Source organism: Polaromonas sp. P1_E11, assembly GCF_056405995.1.
This window is the reverse complement of the sequence record NZ_JBFUBA010000002.1, coordinates 1,053,622-1,070,615: the sequence shown is the minus strand read 5'-3', so window position 1 is coordinate 1,070,615 and position 16,994 is coordinate 1,053,622. Positions and strand designations below refer to the sequence as shown.

The window sequence follows — 16,994 nt, the reverse complement described above, 5'->3', positions numbered from 1 at the left end:
CATGCGGCATTTACAAGACCAAACCGTGTTGATTCTGGGCCTGGGTGCGTCCGGCCTCGCCATGGCGCGCTGGTGCGCGCGCCACGGGGCGCACGTGACGGTCGCCGACACGCGTGAAGCGCCGCCCTTACTCGCCACCTTGCGCGAAGAACTTCCGGGCGTGGAATTTTTAAGTGGCGCCTTCACGCCCGAACTGGTGCAGGGCACGTCCGTGCGCGCCGTCTATCGCTCGCCCGGCCTGACGCCCGAGACCATCGCGCCCGTGGCTGATGCCGCGCGCGCCATGGGATTGCCTGTGGGTGGGGAGCTGGATTTGTTCGCGCGGGCTTTGGCGGATCTACGCGAGCCACCGGCCGTTGAGGCAATCGAGGAATCCGGCCTGGCTGCTGCATCTGCCGAACCAACGGCTGAAGTGCGCTTGCCCGACGTGCCCGAAGCTGTTGACGAAGCCGCTGTAGCCGATGTCGCTGATTCACCCGAAGACCAGGCCGCTGTGGCGGCCGACGCTTCAGGCGACATGCAAGAGACGGTCATTGCCGCACCGGATGCCACGGACGACGCGCCGGTTCCAGACGAGGCCGGTGAAGATGCCACACTGCCCGCGGCTCTGCTGGCCCTGGTGCAAATCGAACCCGTGCCAGGCTACCGTCCCGCAGTGCTGGCCATCACGGGAACCAACGGTAAAACCACGGTGACTTCGCTGCTGGGCCAACTGGTGCAGCGCGCCGGAAAAACCGTGGCCGTGGCTGGCAACATAGGCCCGACGCTGCTCGACACGCTGTCGGCCCATATGGATGCGCAAACCCTGCCGCAAGTCTGGGTGCTGGAGCTGTCCAGTTTCCAGCTCGCCGACGTGCAGGGCTTTGAGCCAACGGCCGCCGTGGTGCTCAACATCACGCAGGACCATCTGGACTGGCACGGCGACATGGACGCCTACGTCGCGGCGAAAGCCAGGATCTTCGGTGCCAGCACCTTCATGCTGCTCAATCGCGATGACGCTCGCGTGATGGCCATGCTGCCGCCGCCCGTCAAGGTGCGCCTGAAGCCGCCACAAGTGCGTGCCCATGCGACCTTCGGTGCCGGCGAGCCGCAGCGCCCCGGCGACTACGGCATCGAAACCGTCAATGGCATGACCTGGCTGGTGCGCGCGGCCGAGGCGGACGAAACCATCAAGCGTCGCAAGGACGAAGAGGTGGAGCTGCATGTGCAGCGCCTGATGCCGATTGAAGCCCTTCGCATACGCGGGCGGCACAACGCCACCAACGCCCTGGCGGCACTGGGCCTGGCCGTGGCTGCAGGCTGCAATTTGGCCCCCATGCTGCACGGCCTGCGCGAATACCGCGGTGAGCCGCATCGCGTGGAATCGGTGGCCGTCGTCAATGATGTCGAGTACTTCGACGACAGCAAGGGCACCAACGTGGGCGCCACCGTGGCAGCGCTTACAGGGTTGGGCGTCGAGCGCAAACTGGTGCTCATTCTGGGCGGCGAAGGCAAGGGGCAGGACTTCTCACCGCTGGCCGACCCGGTGCAGCGTCATGTCCGCGCTGTGGTGCTGATAGGGCGGGATGCGCCCTTGATCAAGGAAGCCTTGCCGCGCAATATCCCGACATTTGATGCCGCCTCGATGGAAGAAGCGGTCACGCAGGCCGCGAAGCAGGCGCAGACCGGTGACGCCGTCCTGATGTCGCCGGCCTGTGCCAGCTTCGACATGTTCGACAACTACGAGCACCGGGCCAAGGTCTTTTGCGAAGCCGTGCAGGCGCTGGCGCAAGAACAGGGGCATGTGCTGTGACGGCTGTTGTGCGCTTTTTTGGCTGGTTCTCCGGTTTCGGCAAGGCCGCGTCGGAAGTCCTTCCCGTGCGGCTTGCCGGACACAGCCGGCCACAGACGCTGGCCGCACCTCCTGTTCGCATGGCCGGTTTTGACCAGGCGCTGCTGTGGGTCACTGTGGCCTTGTTGATGTGGGGCCTTGTGATGGTGTATTCGGCCTCCGTGGCCATGCCCGACAACCCCAAATTCGCGCGCTATGCGCATACCCATTTCCTGCTGCGCCATGTGTTGTCGCTGGTGGTGGCTCTCGTCGTCGCCGTCCTGGCATTCCAGGTGCCGCTGGCCACGTGGGAAAAACTGGCGCCCTGGCTGTTTGTCCTCTCGCTGCTGCTGCTGATATTGGTCCTGGTGCCCTTTATCGGAAAAGGCGTGAATGGCGCCCGCCGCTGGATTTCGCTGGGCATCATGAACTTTCAGCCTTCAGAGCTGGCGAAATTCGCGGTGCTTCTCTATGCGGCCGATTACATGGTCCGCAAGATGGAAGTGAAAGAGCGCTTCTTCCGCGCGGTGATGCCCATGGCTGTGGCCATAGCAATTGTCGGATTGCTATTGCTGGCCGAACCCGACATGGGCGCGTTCATGGTGATCTCGGTCATTGCGATGGGCATTCTCTTCCTGGGCGGTGTCAACGCCCGCATGTTCTTTGTCATCGCGGCTGTAGTGGTGGTTGCCTTCAGCCTGATGGTGATGCTCAGCGAATGGCGGCGTGAACGCATCTTTGCCTATCTCGACCCGTGGAGCGACAAATACTCCATGGGCAAGGGTTACCAGCTCTCCCACTCCCTGATTGCCTTCGGCCGCGGCGAGATTTTCGGTGTGGGCCTGGGCGGCAGCATTGAGAAACTGCATTGGCTGCCCGAAGCGCACACCGACTTCCTGATGGCTGTGATCGGCGAGGAGTTTGGATTGCTGGGCGTGCTGGCGGTGATCGGCATGTTCATGTGGATGACCCGCCGCATCATGCACATCGGTCGCCAGTCGATTGCCCTGGACCGCCTGTTTGCCGGTCTGGTGGCGCAAGGCGTGGGCATCTGGATAGGTTTCCAGACCTTCATCAACATTGGCGTGAACCTCGGTGCACTGCCAACCAAGGGCCTCACATTGCCGCTGATGAGTTATGGCGGTTCGGCGATTCTGATGAACCTGATTTCTTTGGCCGTGGTGCTGAGGATTGACTATGAGAATCGCCTGCTCATGAGAGGAGGCCGCGCATGAGCAAGCAACACTGTGCTTTGGTGATGGCCGGAGGAACGGGCGGGCACATCTTTCCGGGCCTGGCCGTGGCTGAGGCCCTGCGGGAGCGCGGCTGGCGGGTGCACTGGCTGGGCGGGCGTGGCAGCGCCGTCCGCTCCAGCATGGAAAGCCAGCTGGTGCCGCCCCGCGGTTTTCCCTTCGAATCGATTGATTTTTCCGGTGTGCGGGGCAAAGGGCCGGTCACGCTGGCATTCTTGCCCCTGCGCCTGCTCAAGGCGTTTTGGCAAAGCATCCAGGTGGTACGCCGCGTCAAGCCCGATGTGGTGGTCGGCCTGGGCGGCTACATCAGTTTTCCGGCCGGGATGATGAGCGTGCTGTTGGGTAAGCCCCTGATTCTGCACGAGCAGAATTCGGTGGCGGGTATGGTCAACAAGGTGCTGGCGAATGTGGCTGACCGCGTCTTCACCGCATTTCCGGGCGTGTTGCCCAAAGCCGAATGGATAGGCAACCCCCTGCGGCCAGCATTTACCCGGCAGCCCGGCCCGCAAGAGCGCTTTGCCGGACGCAGCGGTCCGCTGAAACTGCTGGTGGTCGGCGGAAGCCTGGGTGCCCGGGGGTTGAACGAGCTGGTGCCCAAAGCCCTCGCACTGATCCCTGAGGCAGAACGACCACATGTTCTCCACCAAAGCGGCGCGCTGCAGATTGAGGAATTGCGCGCCAACTATGCAGCGGCTGGCGTGTCGGCCGAGCTCACGCCTTTTATTGAAGACACCGCGAAGGCCTTCGCCGATGCCGACCTGGTCATTTGCCGCGCCGGCGCCAGTACGGTCACGGAAATCGCTGCTGTAGGCGCTGCGGCACTGTTTGTGCCTTTTCCCGCGGCGGTCGACGACCACCAGACAGTCAACGCGAAGTTCCTGGTCGACCAGGGCGGTGGATGGCTGGTCCAGCAGCGCGACCTCAGCGCCGGAATGCTGGCAGAAATGCTACAAAAAACAGAGCGGCTTGCGCTCGTCCAGAGTGCCTTACAGGCCAAAAGCATGCAAAAAACTGAAGCCACGGCCCGCGTGGTGGCCGCTTGCGAGGAGCTGGCGACATGAAACACGCCATCAAAAACATTCACTTCATCGGTCTGGGCGGCGCCGGCATGTCAGGCATTGCAGAGGTGCTGCACAACCTGGGATACGTCATTTCGGGGTCTGACCTGTCAGACAGCCCAACGCTGCGGCGCCTGGGCAAGCTCGGCATCAAGACCTTCGTCGGCCACACCGCCGGCAACCTTGAGATGGTCGACGCCGTGGTGACATCCACCGCCGTGCAGGCCGACAACCCCGAGGTGCTGGCGGCGCGTGAAAAACGCATTCCCGTGGTGCCGCGCGCGCTGATGCTGGCCGAACTGATGCGCCTGAAGCAGGGCATCGCGATTGCCGGGACGCATGGCAAAACTACCACCACCAGCCTGGTCGCCAGCGTGCTGGCCGAGGGCGGCCTGGACCCGACCTTTGTGATCGGCGGGCGCCTCAACAGCGCTGGCGCCAACGCCAAGCTCGGCTCGGGCGACTACATCGTGGTCGAGGCCGACGAATCGGACGCCTCGTTCCTGAACCTGCTGCCCGTGATGGCGGTCGTCACCAACATCGACGCTGACCACATGGAGACTTACGGTCACGATTTCGGCAACCTCAAGAAAGCTTTTGTCGACTTCCTGCACCGCATGCCTTTTTACGGTACGGCGATCCTGTGCACCGACGACCCGGCCGTGCGCGACATCGTGCCGCAGGTTTCCTGCCCCATTACCAGTTATGGTTTCGGCGAAGATGCGCAGGTGCGCGCCGTCAACGTGCGGCCAGTGGGCGCACAGATGCATTTCACGGCACAGCGCCGCAATGGCGTGACCTTGCCAGACATGGACGTGGTGCTCAATCTGGCCGGCGAGCACAACGTGCTCAATGCCCTGTCGGCCATTGCCATTGCCGTTGAGCTCAACGTGCCCGACGCGGCAGTACAGAAAGCGCTGGCTGAATTCCGGGGCGTCGGACGGCGCTTCCAGAGTTACGGGGACATGCCGGCCAAGGGCGGCGGACATTTCACCGTGATCGAAGACTATGGCCATCACCCGGTGGAAATGGCCGCGACGCTGGCTGCCGCGCGCGGCGCCTTCCCCGGACGGCGACTGGTGCTGGCCTTCCAGCCGCACCGCTACACCCGCACACGTGACTGTTTCGAAGATTTCGTCAAGGTCATCGGCAACGCCGATGCGGTGCTGCTCTCCGAGGTATATGCCGCCGGTGAAGCGCCCATCGTGGCGGCAGACGGACGCTCGCTGGCGCGGGCTTTGCGCGTGGCCGGCAAGGTAGAACCTGTCTTTGTGGATGAGATCGATGCCATGCCGCAGGCCATCCTTGACAACACGCTGGATGGGGACGTCGTGATGTGCATGGGTGCCGGATCCATCGGCATGGTGCCCGCAAGGGTTGCAGAAATGCTGGAGCCGGCAGGTCATGAAGGCTCCAGAGAGGTCCGGACATGAAAGCAGACATGTTGAATTTTGGAAAAGTCGCCGTCCTGATGGGCGGGCTGTCGGCCGAGCGCGAAGTCTCGCTGATGTCTGGTAACGGGGTACTGAAAGCGCTTCGTTCGCGTGGCGTGGATGCCCACGCCTTCGATCCCGCCGAGCGCGACCTGAGCGAGCTGAAGAAGGACGGGTTCGAGCGTTGCTTCATTGCATTGCATGGACGCTTCGGCGAGGATGGCACGGTGCAAGGCGCGCTCGAATTGCTGGGAATTCCCTACACCGGTTCCGGTGTCATGGCTTCCAGCATGGCCATTGACAAGGTCATGACCAAGCGCGTGATGATTTCCGAAGGATTGCCGACGCCTCAGTACCGTCTGCTGCGCCGCGGCACTTATGGCGCTGCCGACATTGCCGCCTTGCCGGATGCGCTCGGCCTGCCGTTGATCGTCAAGCCGGCACGCGAAGGTTCATCGATCGGGCTGACCAAGGTGACGGAACGCTCCGCCATGGCCGGCGCCGTGGCACAGGCAGAAAAACTCGATGCCGATGTCCTGTGCGAACAATTCATCAGCGGTGACGAGGTGACCTGCCCGGTGCTGGGTACCGGTGCCGGTGCGCGCGCACTGCCGGTCATCCGCATAGTGGCGCCCGACGGCAACTACGACTACCAGAACAAATACTTCACCGACAGCACCCAGTACCTGGTGCCCTGCGGGCTGCCCGAGGGCGAAGAGGCTGTCATCCAACAGCTTGTGCTGGACACCTTTCGCATTCTCAATTGCCGCGGTTGGGCCCGCGCCGACGTGATGGTAGACAAGGCCACGCGCAAGCCCTACCTGCTGGAGATCAACACGTCGCCGGGCATGACCGGGCATTCGCTGGTGCCCATGTCCGCCCGTGCAGCCGGGATCTCGTATGAAGACCTTTGCATCGAAGTGCTGAAGACTGCTTCGCTCGATCACCAAAAACACGGAGGAGTCGCCGCTTGAGCAGAACCCTGCCACTGCCGCCTTCCTTGCCGCTGGACGTCAAGCTCATGAACACCTTCTCGGTGGTTCTGGGCCTGGCGTTTGCCGCCATGGTTGCGTCACTGGCTGTGGCGTGGCTCATGCGCCAGTCCCTGTTCAGCCTGAACGCAATCCGTGTGGAGGGCGATCTGGCGCACAACAACGCGGTGACGCTGCGGGCCAATGTGGCGCCCAGGTTGTCCGGCAATTTTTTCACGGTGAACCTGGGCGCCACACGCGCGGTGTTCGAGTCCGTTCCCTGGGTGCGCAGGGCGCTGGTGCAGCGTGAATTTCCCAATCGGCTGAAGGTGGTGCTGCAGGAACACAAGCCGGTGGCGTTCTGGGGGGCTGAGGGCGATGTCCGGCTCGTCAACAGCTTCGGTGAAGTGTTTGAGGCCAATCAGGGCGACGTCGAGGCGGAAGTCCTGCCGGTGCTCAATGGGCCGCCGGGTCAGGCGGCGCAGGTACTGCAGGCCTACCAGGCGCTGGCGCCGATGTTCGATGAAACAGATGCCACGCTGGAGCAATTGCAGATGACCAACCAGGGTGGCTGGCGTGCCCAGCTGGACAGCGGCGCCGTGATCGAGCTCGGGCACGGGTCGCTGGACGAAATACAGGTGCGGACCCGCCGCTTTATTGCCACGGTGACACAGGTGTCATCCCGGTACGGGCGGGACCTGGAATCCGCCGATCTGCGTTACGGCAACGGGTATGCGATCAGGCTCAGGGGTGTCACCACGGGAAGCCCCGCTGACAAAGACGACGGAAAGAAAAAAAGGTAAACATATGGCCAAGGAATACAAAGATCTGGTGGTCGGGCTGGACATCGGAACCAGCAAGGTCATGGCGGTGGTGGCCGAGGTCATGCCGGGCGGAGAGCTCAAGCTTGCCGGCCTGGGCATCGCGGCGAGCAACGGGCTCAAACGCGGGGTGGTTGTCAATATTGACGCCACGGTGCAAAGCATCCAGCAGGCCCTGAAAGAGGCCGAACTGATGGCCGACTGCAAGATCGCCCGTGTCTACACCGGTATCACCGGCAGCCATATCCGCGGCATCAACTCCAGCGGCATGGTGGCGGTCAAGGACAAGGAAGTCACGCAGGCCGACGTGGCGCGCGTGATCGAGACGGCCAAGGCCATCAACATCTCGACCGACCAGCGTCTGCTGCTGGTGGAGCCGCAGGAGTTCGTGATTGACGGCCAGGACGTGCGCGAGCCCATCGGCATGAGCGGCATACGCCTGGAAGCCAAGGTGCACATCGTGACGGGCGCCCAGAGCGCGGCTGAAAACATCATCAAATGCGTGCGGCGCTGCGGGCTTGAAGTCGATCAGCTCATGCTCAACCCGCTGGCTTCGAGCCTGGCCGTGTTGACACAGGACGAGCAGGAGCTCGGTGTGGCGATGGTCGATATCGGTGCCGGCACCACCGACGTGGCCATCTTCACCGGTGGCGCCATCCGGCACACCGCGGTGATCCCGATCGCCGGTGACCTCATCACCAGCGACATCGCCATGGCCTTGCGCACACCCACCAAGGACGCAGAAGATATCAAGGTGGAAAGCGGTTATGCCAAGCAATTGCTCGCTGACCCGGACCAGCAGGTGGAGGTGCCCGGCCTGGGCGACCGCGGCCCGCGCATGCTGAGCAAGCAGGCACTGGCGGGCGTGATCGAGCCGCGTATCGAGGAAATCTTCTCGCTGGTCCAGCAGGTGATCCGCGAGTCGGGCTACGAAGAGGTGTTGTCTTCGGGCATCGTCATTACCGGTGGCAGTGCCGTCATGCCCGGCATGGTGGAGCTCGGCGAGGACATTTTCCTCAAACCGGTTCGCCGGGGCATACCGCGCTACAACAGTGCGCTGTCAGACATGGTGGCTCAGGCCCGCGCCGCCACGGTCATGGGCTTGCTCGAAGAAGCCCGGCTGGCGCGCATGCGGGGCTACAAGGTGTCGCAAAAGGCAGGCAGTGTGCACAACGCATTCGGCCGGGTCAAAGACTGGTTTGTGGGGAATTTCTGATCATGAATACCTATTCCACTTTTATCGGCAGGCCCTCGCGTTGTATGCATTCAGGCGGGGCGGATCCCCCTGCGTAAGCCTGTCATGTCAAACATAAATACAACGTTCTGAAAATTTTGGCAACTGCAGTTTATTGATTAGGAGGCTCCCAATGAGCATCGAAATGATTGAAATCGAAGAATTTAACCAGGGCACACAGATCAAGGTGATCGGCGTGGGCGGCGGTGGCGGCAACGCTGTGGGGCACATGATCGAATGCGGCGTGCAAGGCGTCGAATTCATCTGCGCCAATACTGACGCGCAGGCACTCAGCCGCGGCAGCGCGCACAAGACCATCCAGCTGGGCGCCAGCGGTCTGGGCGCGGGCAGCAAGCCCGACAAGGGTCGCGATGCGGCAGAGCTGGCGGTGGACGATATTCGCAGCGCCATTGCCGGCGCGCACATGTTGTTCATCACCGCAGGCATGGGCGGCGGTACCGGTACCGGCGCGGCCCCCGTGATCGCACGCGTGGCCAAGGAGATGGGCATCCTGACGGTCGGCGTGGTGACCAAGCCGTTTGATTTTGAAGGCGGTCGCCGCATGACCAACGCCGACCTCGGCCTGGCAGAACTCGAAGCCAACGTTGACTCATTGATCGTGGTGCTCAATGAAAAGCTGCTCGAAGTGCTGGGCGACGACGTCACGCAGGATGAGGCTTTTGCGCATGCCAACGACGTGCTGAAAAACGCCGTGGGCGGCATCGCCGAAATCATCAACGTGCCCGGCCACGTCAACGTCGACTTTGAAGACGTGCGCACCGTGATGGGTGAACCCGGCAAGGCCATGATGGGAACGGCCAAGGCCAACGGTCCTGATCGTGCGCGCATCGCCGCCGAACAGGCTGTAGCCTGCCCGCTCCTGGAAGGCATTGACCTGTCGGGCGCCAAAGGCGTGCTGGTGCTGATCACCGCGGCCAAGGGCTCGCTCAAGCTCAGTGAATCAAAGCTTGCGATGAACACTATCCGCGCATACGCTTCCCCCGATGCGCATGTGATCTACGGCACGGCCTACGACGATGAGCTGGGCGACGACATCCGTGTGACCGTGGTCGCAACGGGCTTGTCCCGCCAGGGCGTGCGCCGCCATGCGCCGCCGCTGCAGGTGCTGCGCACGGGTACTGACAACGTGCCGTTCAACGTCCCGACGCTGAACACAACGGCCAATGGCGCCGGCACGGCGCAGACGGCCATGGGATCGGCACAGCCTGACTACGGCAACATGTCGGTTCCCAGCGTGTGGCGTACCAACCGGACGCAGGCGGCCGCAAAAGTCGATGCCCTGGCCTCCGGCGGGATGGACGACTTCGAGATTCCGGCCTTCCTGCGCAAGCAGGCGGACTGAGGTTTCCGCAAGGCAGGGCGAAAGGGGCGGGCTGGCAGTCCGCCCTTTTTTGGGCCTTGCAACGCAGAGCGTCTCCAGAAAAAGAGGTCGCCATGAATATACGAGGGTTTTGTGCCGCGCTGGTTGTTGTTTCCGCGCAGCCTGCGCTCGCTCAGACCGCCAGAGTCGAGGCAGCCGAAAAGGTGGGTTGGCCCAGCATGGTGTGTGCGGGGACGCCCTTTGTCTGCAACAAACTCCATGCCCAGGGCTACCTCTTCAGCCAGCCCGGGCAGACGAAGGTGGTGCTGATTTCGCACGGATCGCAGGGTATCGACAGCCGCATGTTCGATTATGTGGACAGCCTTCAGAAGGAGGGTTTCGCAGCGCTGGTAATTGATCACTGGAAGCCTCGAGGCATCGATGTGACGCACAACGACTATCCAGCGGCGTCGCGCAAAGGCGGGAACGAATTCAACATGGCCACTGACAGCCTCGCAGCTGCCAGCTGGCTGCGCGGCCGCGGTTTCGAGAAGGTCGGCAGCATCGGTGAGTCGCAGGGTGGCGGTGCCGCGGTCATGATGCAGCAGAAATTCGCCCACGCAGTGATTGAGCGCAACATGCGGCGCTTGTACGCCGACGACTTCAAGCTCAAACCCGTCGACGCGGTGGTGGGGTTGTATGGCTACTGCGGTTACCGCAATGCCCGGCGTGACGCCTACGTGAATACCCCATTTCTTTTCATCACGGGTGAAGTGGACGACGAAACCCCGAGCCGGTACTGTGAACGCCACGTGGGCTGGATGAACGGGCGCGGTGGGAACGCGAAGATCGTGGTGCTGGAAGGCGAAGGCCACAGTTTCGACGCGCCTTACAAACGGCAACGCAATGTCTTCGGGCCGCACTATGCCAAATGCGATATTCTGGTCGATGAGTCGGGCGTGACCGAACTTAACAGCGGCATCACCATGCCCGGCGACGACGTCAACGCCATGATGGCCCGATGTGTCAGCAAGGTTTTCCACACGGGCTACTGGAAGAATCGCTTTGTCGCGGTGCCGCACTGGACGGCATTCTTCAGGCAGCACCTGTAACAGGGCAAGACTTGTAGCACCTTGGCTATGGTGGCCATCAAAGACTCCAACTGCGGCAATCGGCTGCAACACTTAAAATCACTCCTATGCTTCAGCAACGTACCCTTAAATCCCTGACCAAAGCCGTGGGCGTGGGCCTGCACAGCGGCCAGCGGGTGGAACTGACATTGCGGCCGGCGGCGCCCGATACCGGTATTGTGTTTCGCCGTGTGGATTTGCCTCAGCCGGTGGACATCGTTATTTCCGCGCAGGCGGTGACGGATACGCGGCTGGCGTCGACGATCGCCAGCGGCAGCGCCAAGGTGCACACCGTTGAGCACCTGATGTCGGCCTGCGCGGGTCTGGGCATCGACAACCTGTATGTTGATATCACGGCCGAAGAAGTGCCGATCCTGGACGGTTCAGCTTCGTCGTTTGTTTTTTTACTGCAATCGGCGGGCATCGCGCTGCAGGCCGCCCCCAAGCGATTTATCCGCGTGATCAAGCCGGTGGAAGTGCGCGAAGGCGAGGGCGCCAACGCCAAGTGGGCGCGGTTGAGCCCCTATGAAGGCTACAAGCTCAGTTTTGAAATTAATTTCGACCACCCTGCGGTGGACTCCACCGGTCAGCGTGTGGAGTTCGACATGGGCTCGGGCGCCTACACACGCGACATCGCGAGGGCCCGCACCTTCGGCTTCACCAAGGATGTGGAAATGATGCGCGCCAACGGCCTGGCGCTGGGCGGCGGGCTGGACAACGCCATCGTCATGGACGACTACAAGGTGCTCAACAGCGACGGGCTGCGCTACAACGACGAATTCGTGAAGCACAAGATCCTCGATGCCATGGGCGACCTCTATTTGCTGGGCAAACCGCTGTTGGCCGCCTACAGCGCATTTCGCTCCGGCCACGCAATGAACAACAAGCTGCTGCGCGAGCTGCTGTCGCACCAGGACGCTTACGAAGTCGTCACCTTCGAGGACGAGAAAAAAGCACCGCAAGGCTTCGCCACGCTGGCGCGCGCCTGGTAGGGCCGGCGGAACACGCCATGCTGCTGTTTCGCTGGCTCATCCTGCTGTTTTTGCTGGCCGCAGTGGTGTCGTTCATGTTTTACGCCGGTACCGGGCAGGCGCGTTTCAAGCGCTTTGGCCTCATCATCCTCAAATGGACGTTGATCGCCGCGTTCGGATTTTTTGCGGTACTGATACTCGAGCGCGTTGCATAGCGAGTCAACGGGCTGCCTGGATGCTCCTGCTGCGTTAGCGGCTGCGCCCACCTCGATAGTTTCCCGCCATTCCTGCACCTGTGCCACTGGCCTGAGCCAGCCGCGCCATGGCGCTGCCGACATGGGCGTGGGTAATCGCCAGCCCCAGCGCGTCGGCCGCGTCTTTGCCAGGCAGGGAGGGCAGCTTCAGCAGGCGCATCACCATCTCCTGCACCTCGGCCTTGCCCGCCTTGCCATAGCCCGCAACCGCCTTTTTGAGCTGCAGCGCCGTGTATTCCGCCACCGTCAGCTGGCGCGAGACCAGGGCTGTAATGCAGGCCCCGCGCGCCTGGCCCAGCAGCAGCGTCGCCTGCGGGTTGACGTTGACAAAAACGATTTCGACAGAGGCCGCGTCGGGCTGGTAGCGCTCCACCACTTCGCACACGCCCTCAAACAGCACTTTCAGCCGGCCCGGCAAATCGCTGCGTTCCATATGTGTGGTCTTGATGGTGCCGCTGGCCACATAACGCAGGTGCTGGCCGTCCATGTCGATCACGCCAAAACCTGCGACCTGCAGGCCGGGGTCGATTCCGAGGATTCTCATGTGCTATGCATTTGGTAGCTGCTCACGCCCATTTATATTGGCTTACAGCCCAAAATACCATCGAACCGAGTGAAAGAAGATGGGTGCACCAAAGCACAGCGCATCCACGCGGTCCAGCAGGCCGCTGGCACCGGTGACGCCCACGCCGCGGTTCCCCCAGTTGGGAATGCCGCGGTCACGCTTGAGGGCTTTCATCACCAGGTGCCCGAGCGAGCCTGATACGCAGGCAATGAAAGCCATGGCCACCGCCTGCGCCGGCTTGAAGGGCGTGAGGCCCGCGAGCAGGCCGCCCAGCAGGCTGGCCCCAACGACGGCGATCAACCAGCTGGTCCAGTTAAAGCTTTTGCTGACATTGGGCGCGCTGCCCGGTCGTTGCAGTTTGCGGCCCACCAGGTGCTGGACGATCATGCAGCTTTGCACCACAAACACCAGGAAGAACACCAAAAAGGCGTTCTTGCCCTGGTAGTTGGGAAACTTCAGCAGCAGCAGGGCAGGCACGTGGCTGATGCCGTAGACGCAGACCATGATGCCCCATTGCAGCTTGGCGTTGCGTTCGAGGAAACGGTGCGGGTCGTCGGCCAGCGCGCTGACCACCGGTATCGCCAGGAACACGTAGACCGGAATGAACACGGTCACCAGGTCAAAGTGCCGCGTGATGACCAGCGCAAACTGCACCGGCAGCACGACAAAAAAGGCCAGCACCAGACTGCGGTGGTCACCCTGCCGGGTCGGTGAAAGCGTGATGAATTCGCGCAGCGCAAAAAAAGCCACCATGCCGAACAGCACGGTCGCCACGGTTTCTCCCAGCGTCCAGCCGATCCAGAACACCGTGGACATGAACCACGAGGTACGCAGCAGGCCGTTGAATTCCTTGAGTTTCTGGGTGTGCAGGTCGTCTTCGTGCGTGTCCTTGAGGGCCATCACGAACGCAGCCACGCTGATCACGGTCAGGATGCCGAACACGAATACGAACAGCAGGCCGACCTGGTGTGAGGGGGAAAGGTTGCGCAAAAAGGTGTTCATCAGGATTCCCGCAGCGCCATGACCGCCTGGCGTGCGCGCGCCAGGAATTCGCCCCGGTCTTCGCCAGGGGTCAGCGCGACAGGTGCGCCAAAGGTGACCGAACACAAAATGGGCACCGGCACGACTTCACCCTTGGGCATGACGCGCTGCACATTGTTGATCCAGGCCGGCACCAGTACCACCTGCGGGAATTTCATCGCCAGGTTGTAAAGGCCTGCCTTGAATTTTTGCGGCTCTTCCTGATTGCCGCGCGTGCCTTCCGGAAACAGGATGATCGAATCCCCGCTGTTCAGGGCATCGATCAGCGGCTCCAGCGGGTCCTGGTCGCCGGTCTTGGCACGGTCTACGTAAATCGCGTTGAAGACCGCCGTGGTGATCCATTTCTTGAAAGGCGTTTTGGTCCAGTAGTCCTTCGCGGCAATCGGCCGCGTGATGCTGCGAAGCTCTTCCGGCAGCGCCGCCCACATCAGCACCAGGTCGGCATGGCTCTGGTGGTTGGCAAAATAAATACGCTGTTCCGCCTTGGGCGGGCAGCCTTGCCAGCGGGCCTGTGCACCGGTCAGCGTGCGGATCAGTCCCAGCAGGAAAAGCCCCATCAGCTTGGCCAGGATGGGAGAAAACTTGTCGTTCATGGGATTCGGCCCTTTTTGCTGTTCAGCATTCAAGGCAATTCCACACCGCCCATGCGGGCCGTGATGGTGCTGGCGCGCGAAGCCAGGTAGCCCGAGCCGGGCCGCGTTTCAAAGTATTTGGGGCGTGGCAGCATGACGGCCAGCCGCGCAGATTCGTAGGCGCTCAGTTTTGACGCGGGCTTGCGGTAATAGTGCTGCGCAGCCGCTTCGGCGCCAAAAATGCCTTCGCCCCACTCCACGCTGTTGAGGTAGATTTCCAGAATGCGCTCCTTGCCGAGCAGGGCTTCAAGCAGCAGCGTCAGCACCAGCTCCTGGCCTTTGCGCAAAAGCGTGCGCTCACCCGACAGGAACAGGTTTTTGGCGAGCTGCTGGGTGATGGTGGAGCCGCCAATAATTTTTACCGGCCTGGCGGGTGTTGCCGCTGCCTTGGTGGGGGCCAGACGGCTGGCGGACTGTGCGGCGCGCAGCTCGGCCTTGGCGTTTTTGTCCCAGGCCTTTTCAAGCGCTTCCATGTCCACGCCGTCATGCTCGGCGAAGCTGGCATCTTCCGATGCGATTACTGCGCGCTTGAGGTTATCCGGCAGGTCGTCGTAAGGCACCCATTGCTGCCGCCATTTGAGGGATCCGGTGTTGCGCACTACCTGGTAGGCCTCCGAACGCTGGAACGCGGTGGATTCCGGGTCCACCACGGCCATCATGGCAATGCGCGCCACAAAAAACAGCTGCAGCGCCAGGCCTGCCAGCAGCCCGAGGCCGATGAGCCTGAAAAGCGCTTTCATGGCGTGCATGCCTTCATGCCAGCTGCGCCCGCATTTCCTGCAATACCTGGGCAGAGGGCGGACGAACCCCGCGCCACAGTGCGAAGGCCTCGGCGGCCTGTTCCACCAGCATGCCCAGCCCGTCGCGCGGCGTCGCGCCGTTGTCCCGGGCCCAGGCCATGAAGCCCGCAGCTGGGGGGCCGTACATCATGTCGCAGGCCAGCGAGCCTGCCTTGAGCACGCTGGCTGGAACCGGCACACCTTCGCCCGCCAGGCTGCTTGCGCTGGCATTGATAATTACATCGAAATTGCCCTGCAGCCCTTGCAAATCGTGCGCGAGCAGCTCTGTTTTTTGTAGCAGACCTTGCATGGACGCGTGTGCCCGGTGGCGTGCCACCAGCGCGTCGGCTTTCGCCCGCGTGCGGTTGACCAGCACCAGCCGGCGTGGTCCTGCCCCCAGCAGGGTGGCCAACGCGCCAGCGCCAGCGCCGCCCGCACCGATCAGCAACACATCCCGCCCGGCCAGTGAAACACCGGCATTGTTCTGGATGTCGTTCACCAGGCCTACACCGTCGGTGTTGTCGGCGTGGATGGCGCCGCCTTGCAGTACCAGGGTGTTGGCGGCCTGGGCCAGTTGAGCCCTGTCAGTCTGCGTGGCAGCGGCTGCAAAGGCCTGCAGCTTGAAAGGCACCGTGACGTTGCAGCCTTTTACGCCGCCCCGTACCAGTTCAGCCAGTGTGGCGGCGAACGCCTCCAGCGGCACCAGCAGGCGGTCGTATTGCAGGGATTGCCCCGTGAGCTCGGCAAATCGTGCGTGGATCAGCGGGGATTTGCTGTGCGCGATCGGGTTGCCCAGGACGTAATATTTATCCATGGCGGGACGTATTCATGAGCTCAGCGGCTTGTGAGTTTGGTCTCAAGCGTGTCGTCGCGATTGAAGGTGAAGGTCTGGACGAAAGCAAGGCGATTAAAGCCCGTACGCAAGAGGCCACTTCGTACATTTATAGGGACCGTGCCAAAAGGCCCGGAGCTCTTTGCAATCGCCTGTGCCCGCCTGTCAAGAAAGGTATTGCCCGAACTGCGTTCAATGGTCGTTTCAACAACTTGCCCATCGAAGTTCACGACAATAGTCATGATCAGGTCACCGTAAAGTTTTTTACCACCCATTTCGGGGAAATACATCGTGCCTTGATGCTCAACCTTGCGACGCAGGACGTCGTAGTAAATCGCATAGACCTGTTCACTTGTAGCCGGGCTGATATAGCGTTTCTTTGGCTTGGCATTTTCTTCGTTGATGCGCTTTTCAATTTCGCCCAGAATTTTGATCATCTGGCGGCGCCGCTCTTTTTGCTCCGCCTGGAGCGGATCATTGGCCATCAGCCTTGGATCCGGTGGTGGCATGGATGCCAGCTCGTTTTTGAGTTGGGCCAACAATTGTGTTTGCTGTTCCTGCATCGACTCAACCTTGCGTTGTGAGTCCTCATCAGACTCGCCGATTTGAGTCAGGGCCGAAGGCGGCAAGGGAGAGGTGGCGCGGCCCTTTTCCATCTCGCCGCCGCCGGCCAGCGAGGCCTGTGCGATGGCTTTGGCAAAGTCGGGCTTTTCGTTGGACTTGGCATTGACCAGGATCACTTCCAGCGGCGTGTCCTGGAAGACGCGGTTAAACCGCTCCGGATCAACAAAACGCGCCGTCAGCAACACCGCATGAAAGGCGATGGAGGCGCCCAGGGCGATTTGCAGTGTGCTTGGTGACTTCACAGGAAGAGATTATCGGTGTTTAT

At 62.0% G+C, this 16,994-nt stretch carries 17 protein-coding genes; 11 read left to right on the top strand and 6 right to left on the bottom strand.

What is annotated here, in order from left to right; translation table 11 throughout:
• The first annotated feature begins 1 nt into the window (after position 1).
• The 11 genes from murD to AC1D11_RS12525 all read left to right on the top strand — a co-directional run bounded on the left by murD (position 2) and on the right by AC1D11_RS12525 (position 12,217).
• Positions 2–1,792 carry a UDP-N-acetylmuramoyl-L-alanine--D-glutamate ligase gene (gene murD, locus AC1D11_RS12575; protein ID WP_477648677.1) on the top strand — a complete coding sequence of 597 codons (1,791 nt, stop codon included), beginning with the start codon at positions 2–4 and terminating at the stop codon, positions 1,790–1,792.
• Positions 1,789–3,045 (top strand): putative lipid II flippase FtsW, encoded by a 1,257-nt coding sequence (gene ftsW / locus AC1D11_RS12570; RefSeq protein WP_477648678.1) that lies wholly within the window; start codon positions 1,789–1,791, stop codon positions 3,043–3,045. Before murD ends, ftsW begins: the two co-directional genes overlap by 4 nt.
• Complete coding sequence (gene murG / locus AC1D11_RS12565) at positions 3,042–4,124, top strand: undecaprenyldiphospho-muramoylpentapeptide beta-N-acetylglucosaminyltransferase (RefSeq protein ID WP_477648679.1); 1,083 nt, start codon at positions 3,042–3,044, stop codon at positions 4,122–4,124. The genes ftsW and murG overlap by 4 nt, the downstream gene beginning before the upstream one ends.
• On the top strand, positions 4,121–5,554 hold the full coding sequence (gene murC, locus AC1D11_RS12560; RefSeq protein WP_477651243.1) for a UDP-N-acetylmuramate--L-alanine ligase: 1,434 nt from the start codon (positions 4,121–4,123) through the stop codon (positions 5,552–5,554). The genes murG and murC overlap by 4 nt, the downstream gene beginning before the upstream one ends.
• Positions 5,551–6,528 carry a D-alanine--D-alanine ligase gene (locus AC1D11_RS12555; protein WP_477651448.1) on the top strand — a complete coding sequence of 326 codons (978 nt, stop codon included), beginning with the start codon at positions 5,551–5,553 and terminating at the stop codon, positions 6,526–6,528. Before murC ends, AC1D11_RS12555 begins: the two co-directional genes overlap by 4 nt.
• Positions 6,525–7,328 carry a cell division protein FtsQ/DivIB gene (locus AC1D11_RS12550; RefSeq protein ID WP_477648682.1) on the top strand — a complete coding sequence of 268 codons (804 nt, stop codon included), beginning with the start codon at positions 6,525–6,527 and terminating at the stop codon, positions 7,326–7,328. The genes AC1D11_RS12555 and AC1D11_RS12550 overlap by 4 nt, the downstream gene beginning before the upstream one ends.
• Positions 7,329–7,332: 4 nt before the next feature.
• Positions 7,333–8,562 (top strand): cell division protein FtsA, encoded by a 1,230-nt coding sequence (ftsA, locus tag AC1D11_RS12545; protein ID WP_477648683.1) that lies wholly within the window; start codon positions 7,333–7,335, stop codon positions 8,560–8,562.
• A gap of 151 nt (positions 8,563–8,713) precedes the next feature.
• The gene (gene ftsZ, locus AC1D11_RS12540) at positions 8,714–9,943 is read left to right on the top strand and encodes a cell division protein FtsZ (protein ID WP_457281095.1); all 1,230 of its coding nucleotides are present in this window, start codon (positions 8,714–8,716) and stop codon (positions 9,941–9,943) included.
• 92 nt (positions 9,944–10,035) lie between these two features.
• Entirely contained in the window at positions 10,036–11,013 is a 978-nt protein-coding gene (locus AC1D11_RS12535) for a dienelactone hydrolase family protein (protein ID WP_477648684.1), read from the top strand.
• An 86-nt stretch (positions 11,014–11,099) separates the two neighbouring features.
• Positions 11,100–12,023 carry a UDP-3-O-acyl-N-acetylglucosamine deacetylase gene (lpxC, locus tag AC1D11_RS12530; RefSeq protein WP_477648685.1) on the top strand — a complete coding sequence of 308 codons (924 nt, stop codon included), beginning with the start codon at positions 11,100–11,102 and terminating at the stop codon, positions 12,021–12,023.
• A 17-nt stretch (positions 12,024–12,040) separates the two neighbouring features.
• Positions 12,041–12,217, top strand: coding sequence for a hypothetical protein (locus AC1D11_RS12525; protein WP_477648686.1), 177 nt, complete (start codon positions 12,041–12,043; stop codon positions 12,215–12,217).
• Between the two features lie 34 nt (positions 12,218–12,251).
• Here AC1D11_RS12525 and ruvC read toward each other — a convergent pair whose 3' ends face one another.
• The 6 genes from ruvC to AC1D11_RS12495 are packed head-to-tail and all read right to left on the bottom strand — an operon-like array spanning position 12,252 to position 16,971.
• Positions 12,252–12,800: a crossover junction endodeoxyribonuclease RuvC gene (gene ruvC / locus AC1D11_RS12520; RefSeq protein ID WP_477648687.1), complete on the bottom strand. Its 549-nt coding sequence runs from the start codon at positions 12,798–12,800 to the stop codon at positions 12,252–12,254.
• A gap of 42 nt (positions 12,801–12,842) precedes the next feature.
• The gene (locus tag AC1D11_RS12515) at positions 12,843–13,823 is read right to left on the bottom strand and encodes a phosphatidate cytidylyltransferase (RefSeq protein ID WP_477651244.1); all 981 of its coding nucleotides are present in this window, start codon (positions 13,821–13,823) and stop codon (positions 12,843–12,845) included.
• The gene (locus AC1D11_RS12510) at positions 13,823–14,455 is read right to left on the bottom strand and encodes a lysophospholipid acyltransferase family protein (RefSeq protein ID WP_477649084.1); all 633 of its coding nucleotides are present in this window, start codon (positions 14,453–14,455) and stop codon (positions 13,823–13,825) included. The genes AC1D11_RS12515 and AC1D11_RS12510 overlap by 1 nt, the downstream gene beginning before the upstream one ends.
• A gap of 29 nt (positions 14,456–14,484) precedes the next feature.
• A complete protein-coding gene (locus AC1D11_RS12505; RefSeq protein ID WP_477649083.1) occupies positions 14,485–15,234 on the bottom strand; it encodes a transglycosylase domain-containing protein in 750 nt (249 codons plus the stop codon).
• A 13-nt stretch (positions 15,235–15,247) separates the two neighbouring features.
• Complete coding sequence (aroE, locus tag AC1D11_RS12500) at positions 15,248–16,099, bottom strand: shikimate dehydrogenase (protein ID WP_477649085.1); 852 nt, start codon at positions 16,097–16,099, stop codon at positions 15,248–15,250.
• A gap of 8 nt (positions 16,100–16,107) precedes the next feature.
• Positions 16,108–16,971: an energy transducer TonB gene (locus tag AC1D11_RS12495; protein ID WP_477649082.1), complete on the bottom strand. Its 864-nt coding sequence runs from the start codon at positions 16,969–16,971 to the stop codon at positions 16,108–16,110.
• Positions 16,972–16,994: the final 23 nt, after the last annotated feature.

Coding starts and splice junctions, on each gene's coding strand:
- AC1D11_RS12555 (WP_477651448.1), top strand. CDS start 5,551: ATGAAAGCAGACATGTTGAATTTTGGAAAAGTCGCCGTCCTGATGGGC.
- ruvC (WP_477648687.1), bottom strand. CDS start 12,800: ATGAGAATCCTCGGAATCGACCCCGGCCTGCAGGTCGCAGGTTTTGGC.
- murG (WP_477648679.1), top strand. CDS start 3,042: ATGAGCAAGCAACACTGTGCTTTGGTGATGGCCGGAGGAACGGGCGGG.
- murC (WP_477651243.1), top strand. CDS start 4,121: ATGAAACACGCCATCAAAAACATTCACTTCATCGGTCTGGGCGGCGCC.
- AC1D11_RS12510 (WP_477649084.1), bottom strand. CDS start 14,455: ATGAACGACAAGTTTTCTCCCATCCTGGCCAAGCTGATGGGGCTTTTC.
- lpxC (WP_477648685.1), top strand. CDS start 11,100: ATGCTTCAGCAACGTACCCTTAAATCCCTGACCAAAGCCGTGGGCGTG.
- AC1D11_RS12525 (WP_477648686.1), top strand. CDS start 12,041: ATGCTGCTGTTTCGCTGGCTCATCCTGCTGTTTTTGCTGGCCGCAGTG.
- AC1D11_RS12515 (WP_477651244.1), bottom strand. CDS start 13,823: ATGAACACCTTTTTGCGCAACCTTTCCCCCTCACACCAGGTCGGCCTG.
- AC1D11_RS12535 (WP_477648684.1), top strand. CDS start 10,036: ATGAATATACGAGGGTTTTGTGCCGCGCTGGTTGTTGTTTCCGCGCAG.
- AC1D11_RS12505 (WP_477649083.1), bottom strand. CDS start 15,234: ATGAAAGCGCTTTTCAGGCTCATCGGCCTCGGGCTGCTGGCAGGCCTG.
- ftsZ (WP_457281095.1), top strand. CDS start 8,714: ATGAGCATCGAAATGATTGAAATCGAAGAATTTAACCAGGGCACACAG.
- murD (WP_477648677.1), top strand. CDS start 2: ATGCGGCATTTACAAGACCAAACCGTGTTGATTCTGGGCCTGGGTGCG.
- ftsA (WP_477648683.1), top strand. CDS start 7,333: ATGGCCAAGGAATACAAAGATCTGGTGGTCGGGCTGGACATCGGAACC.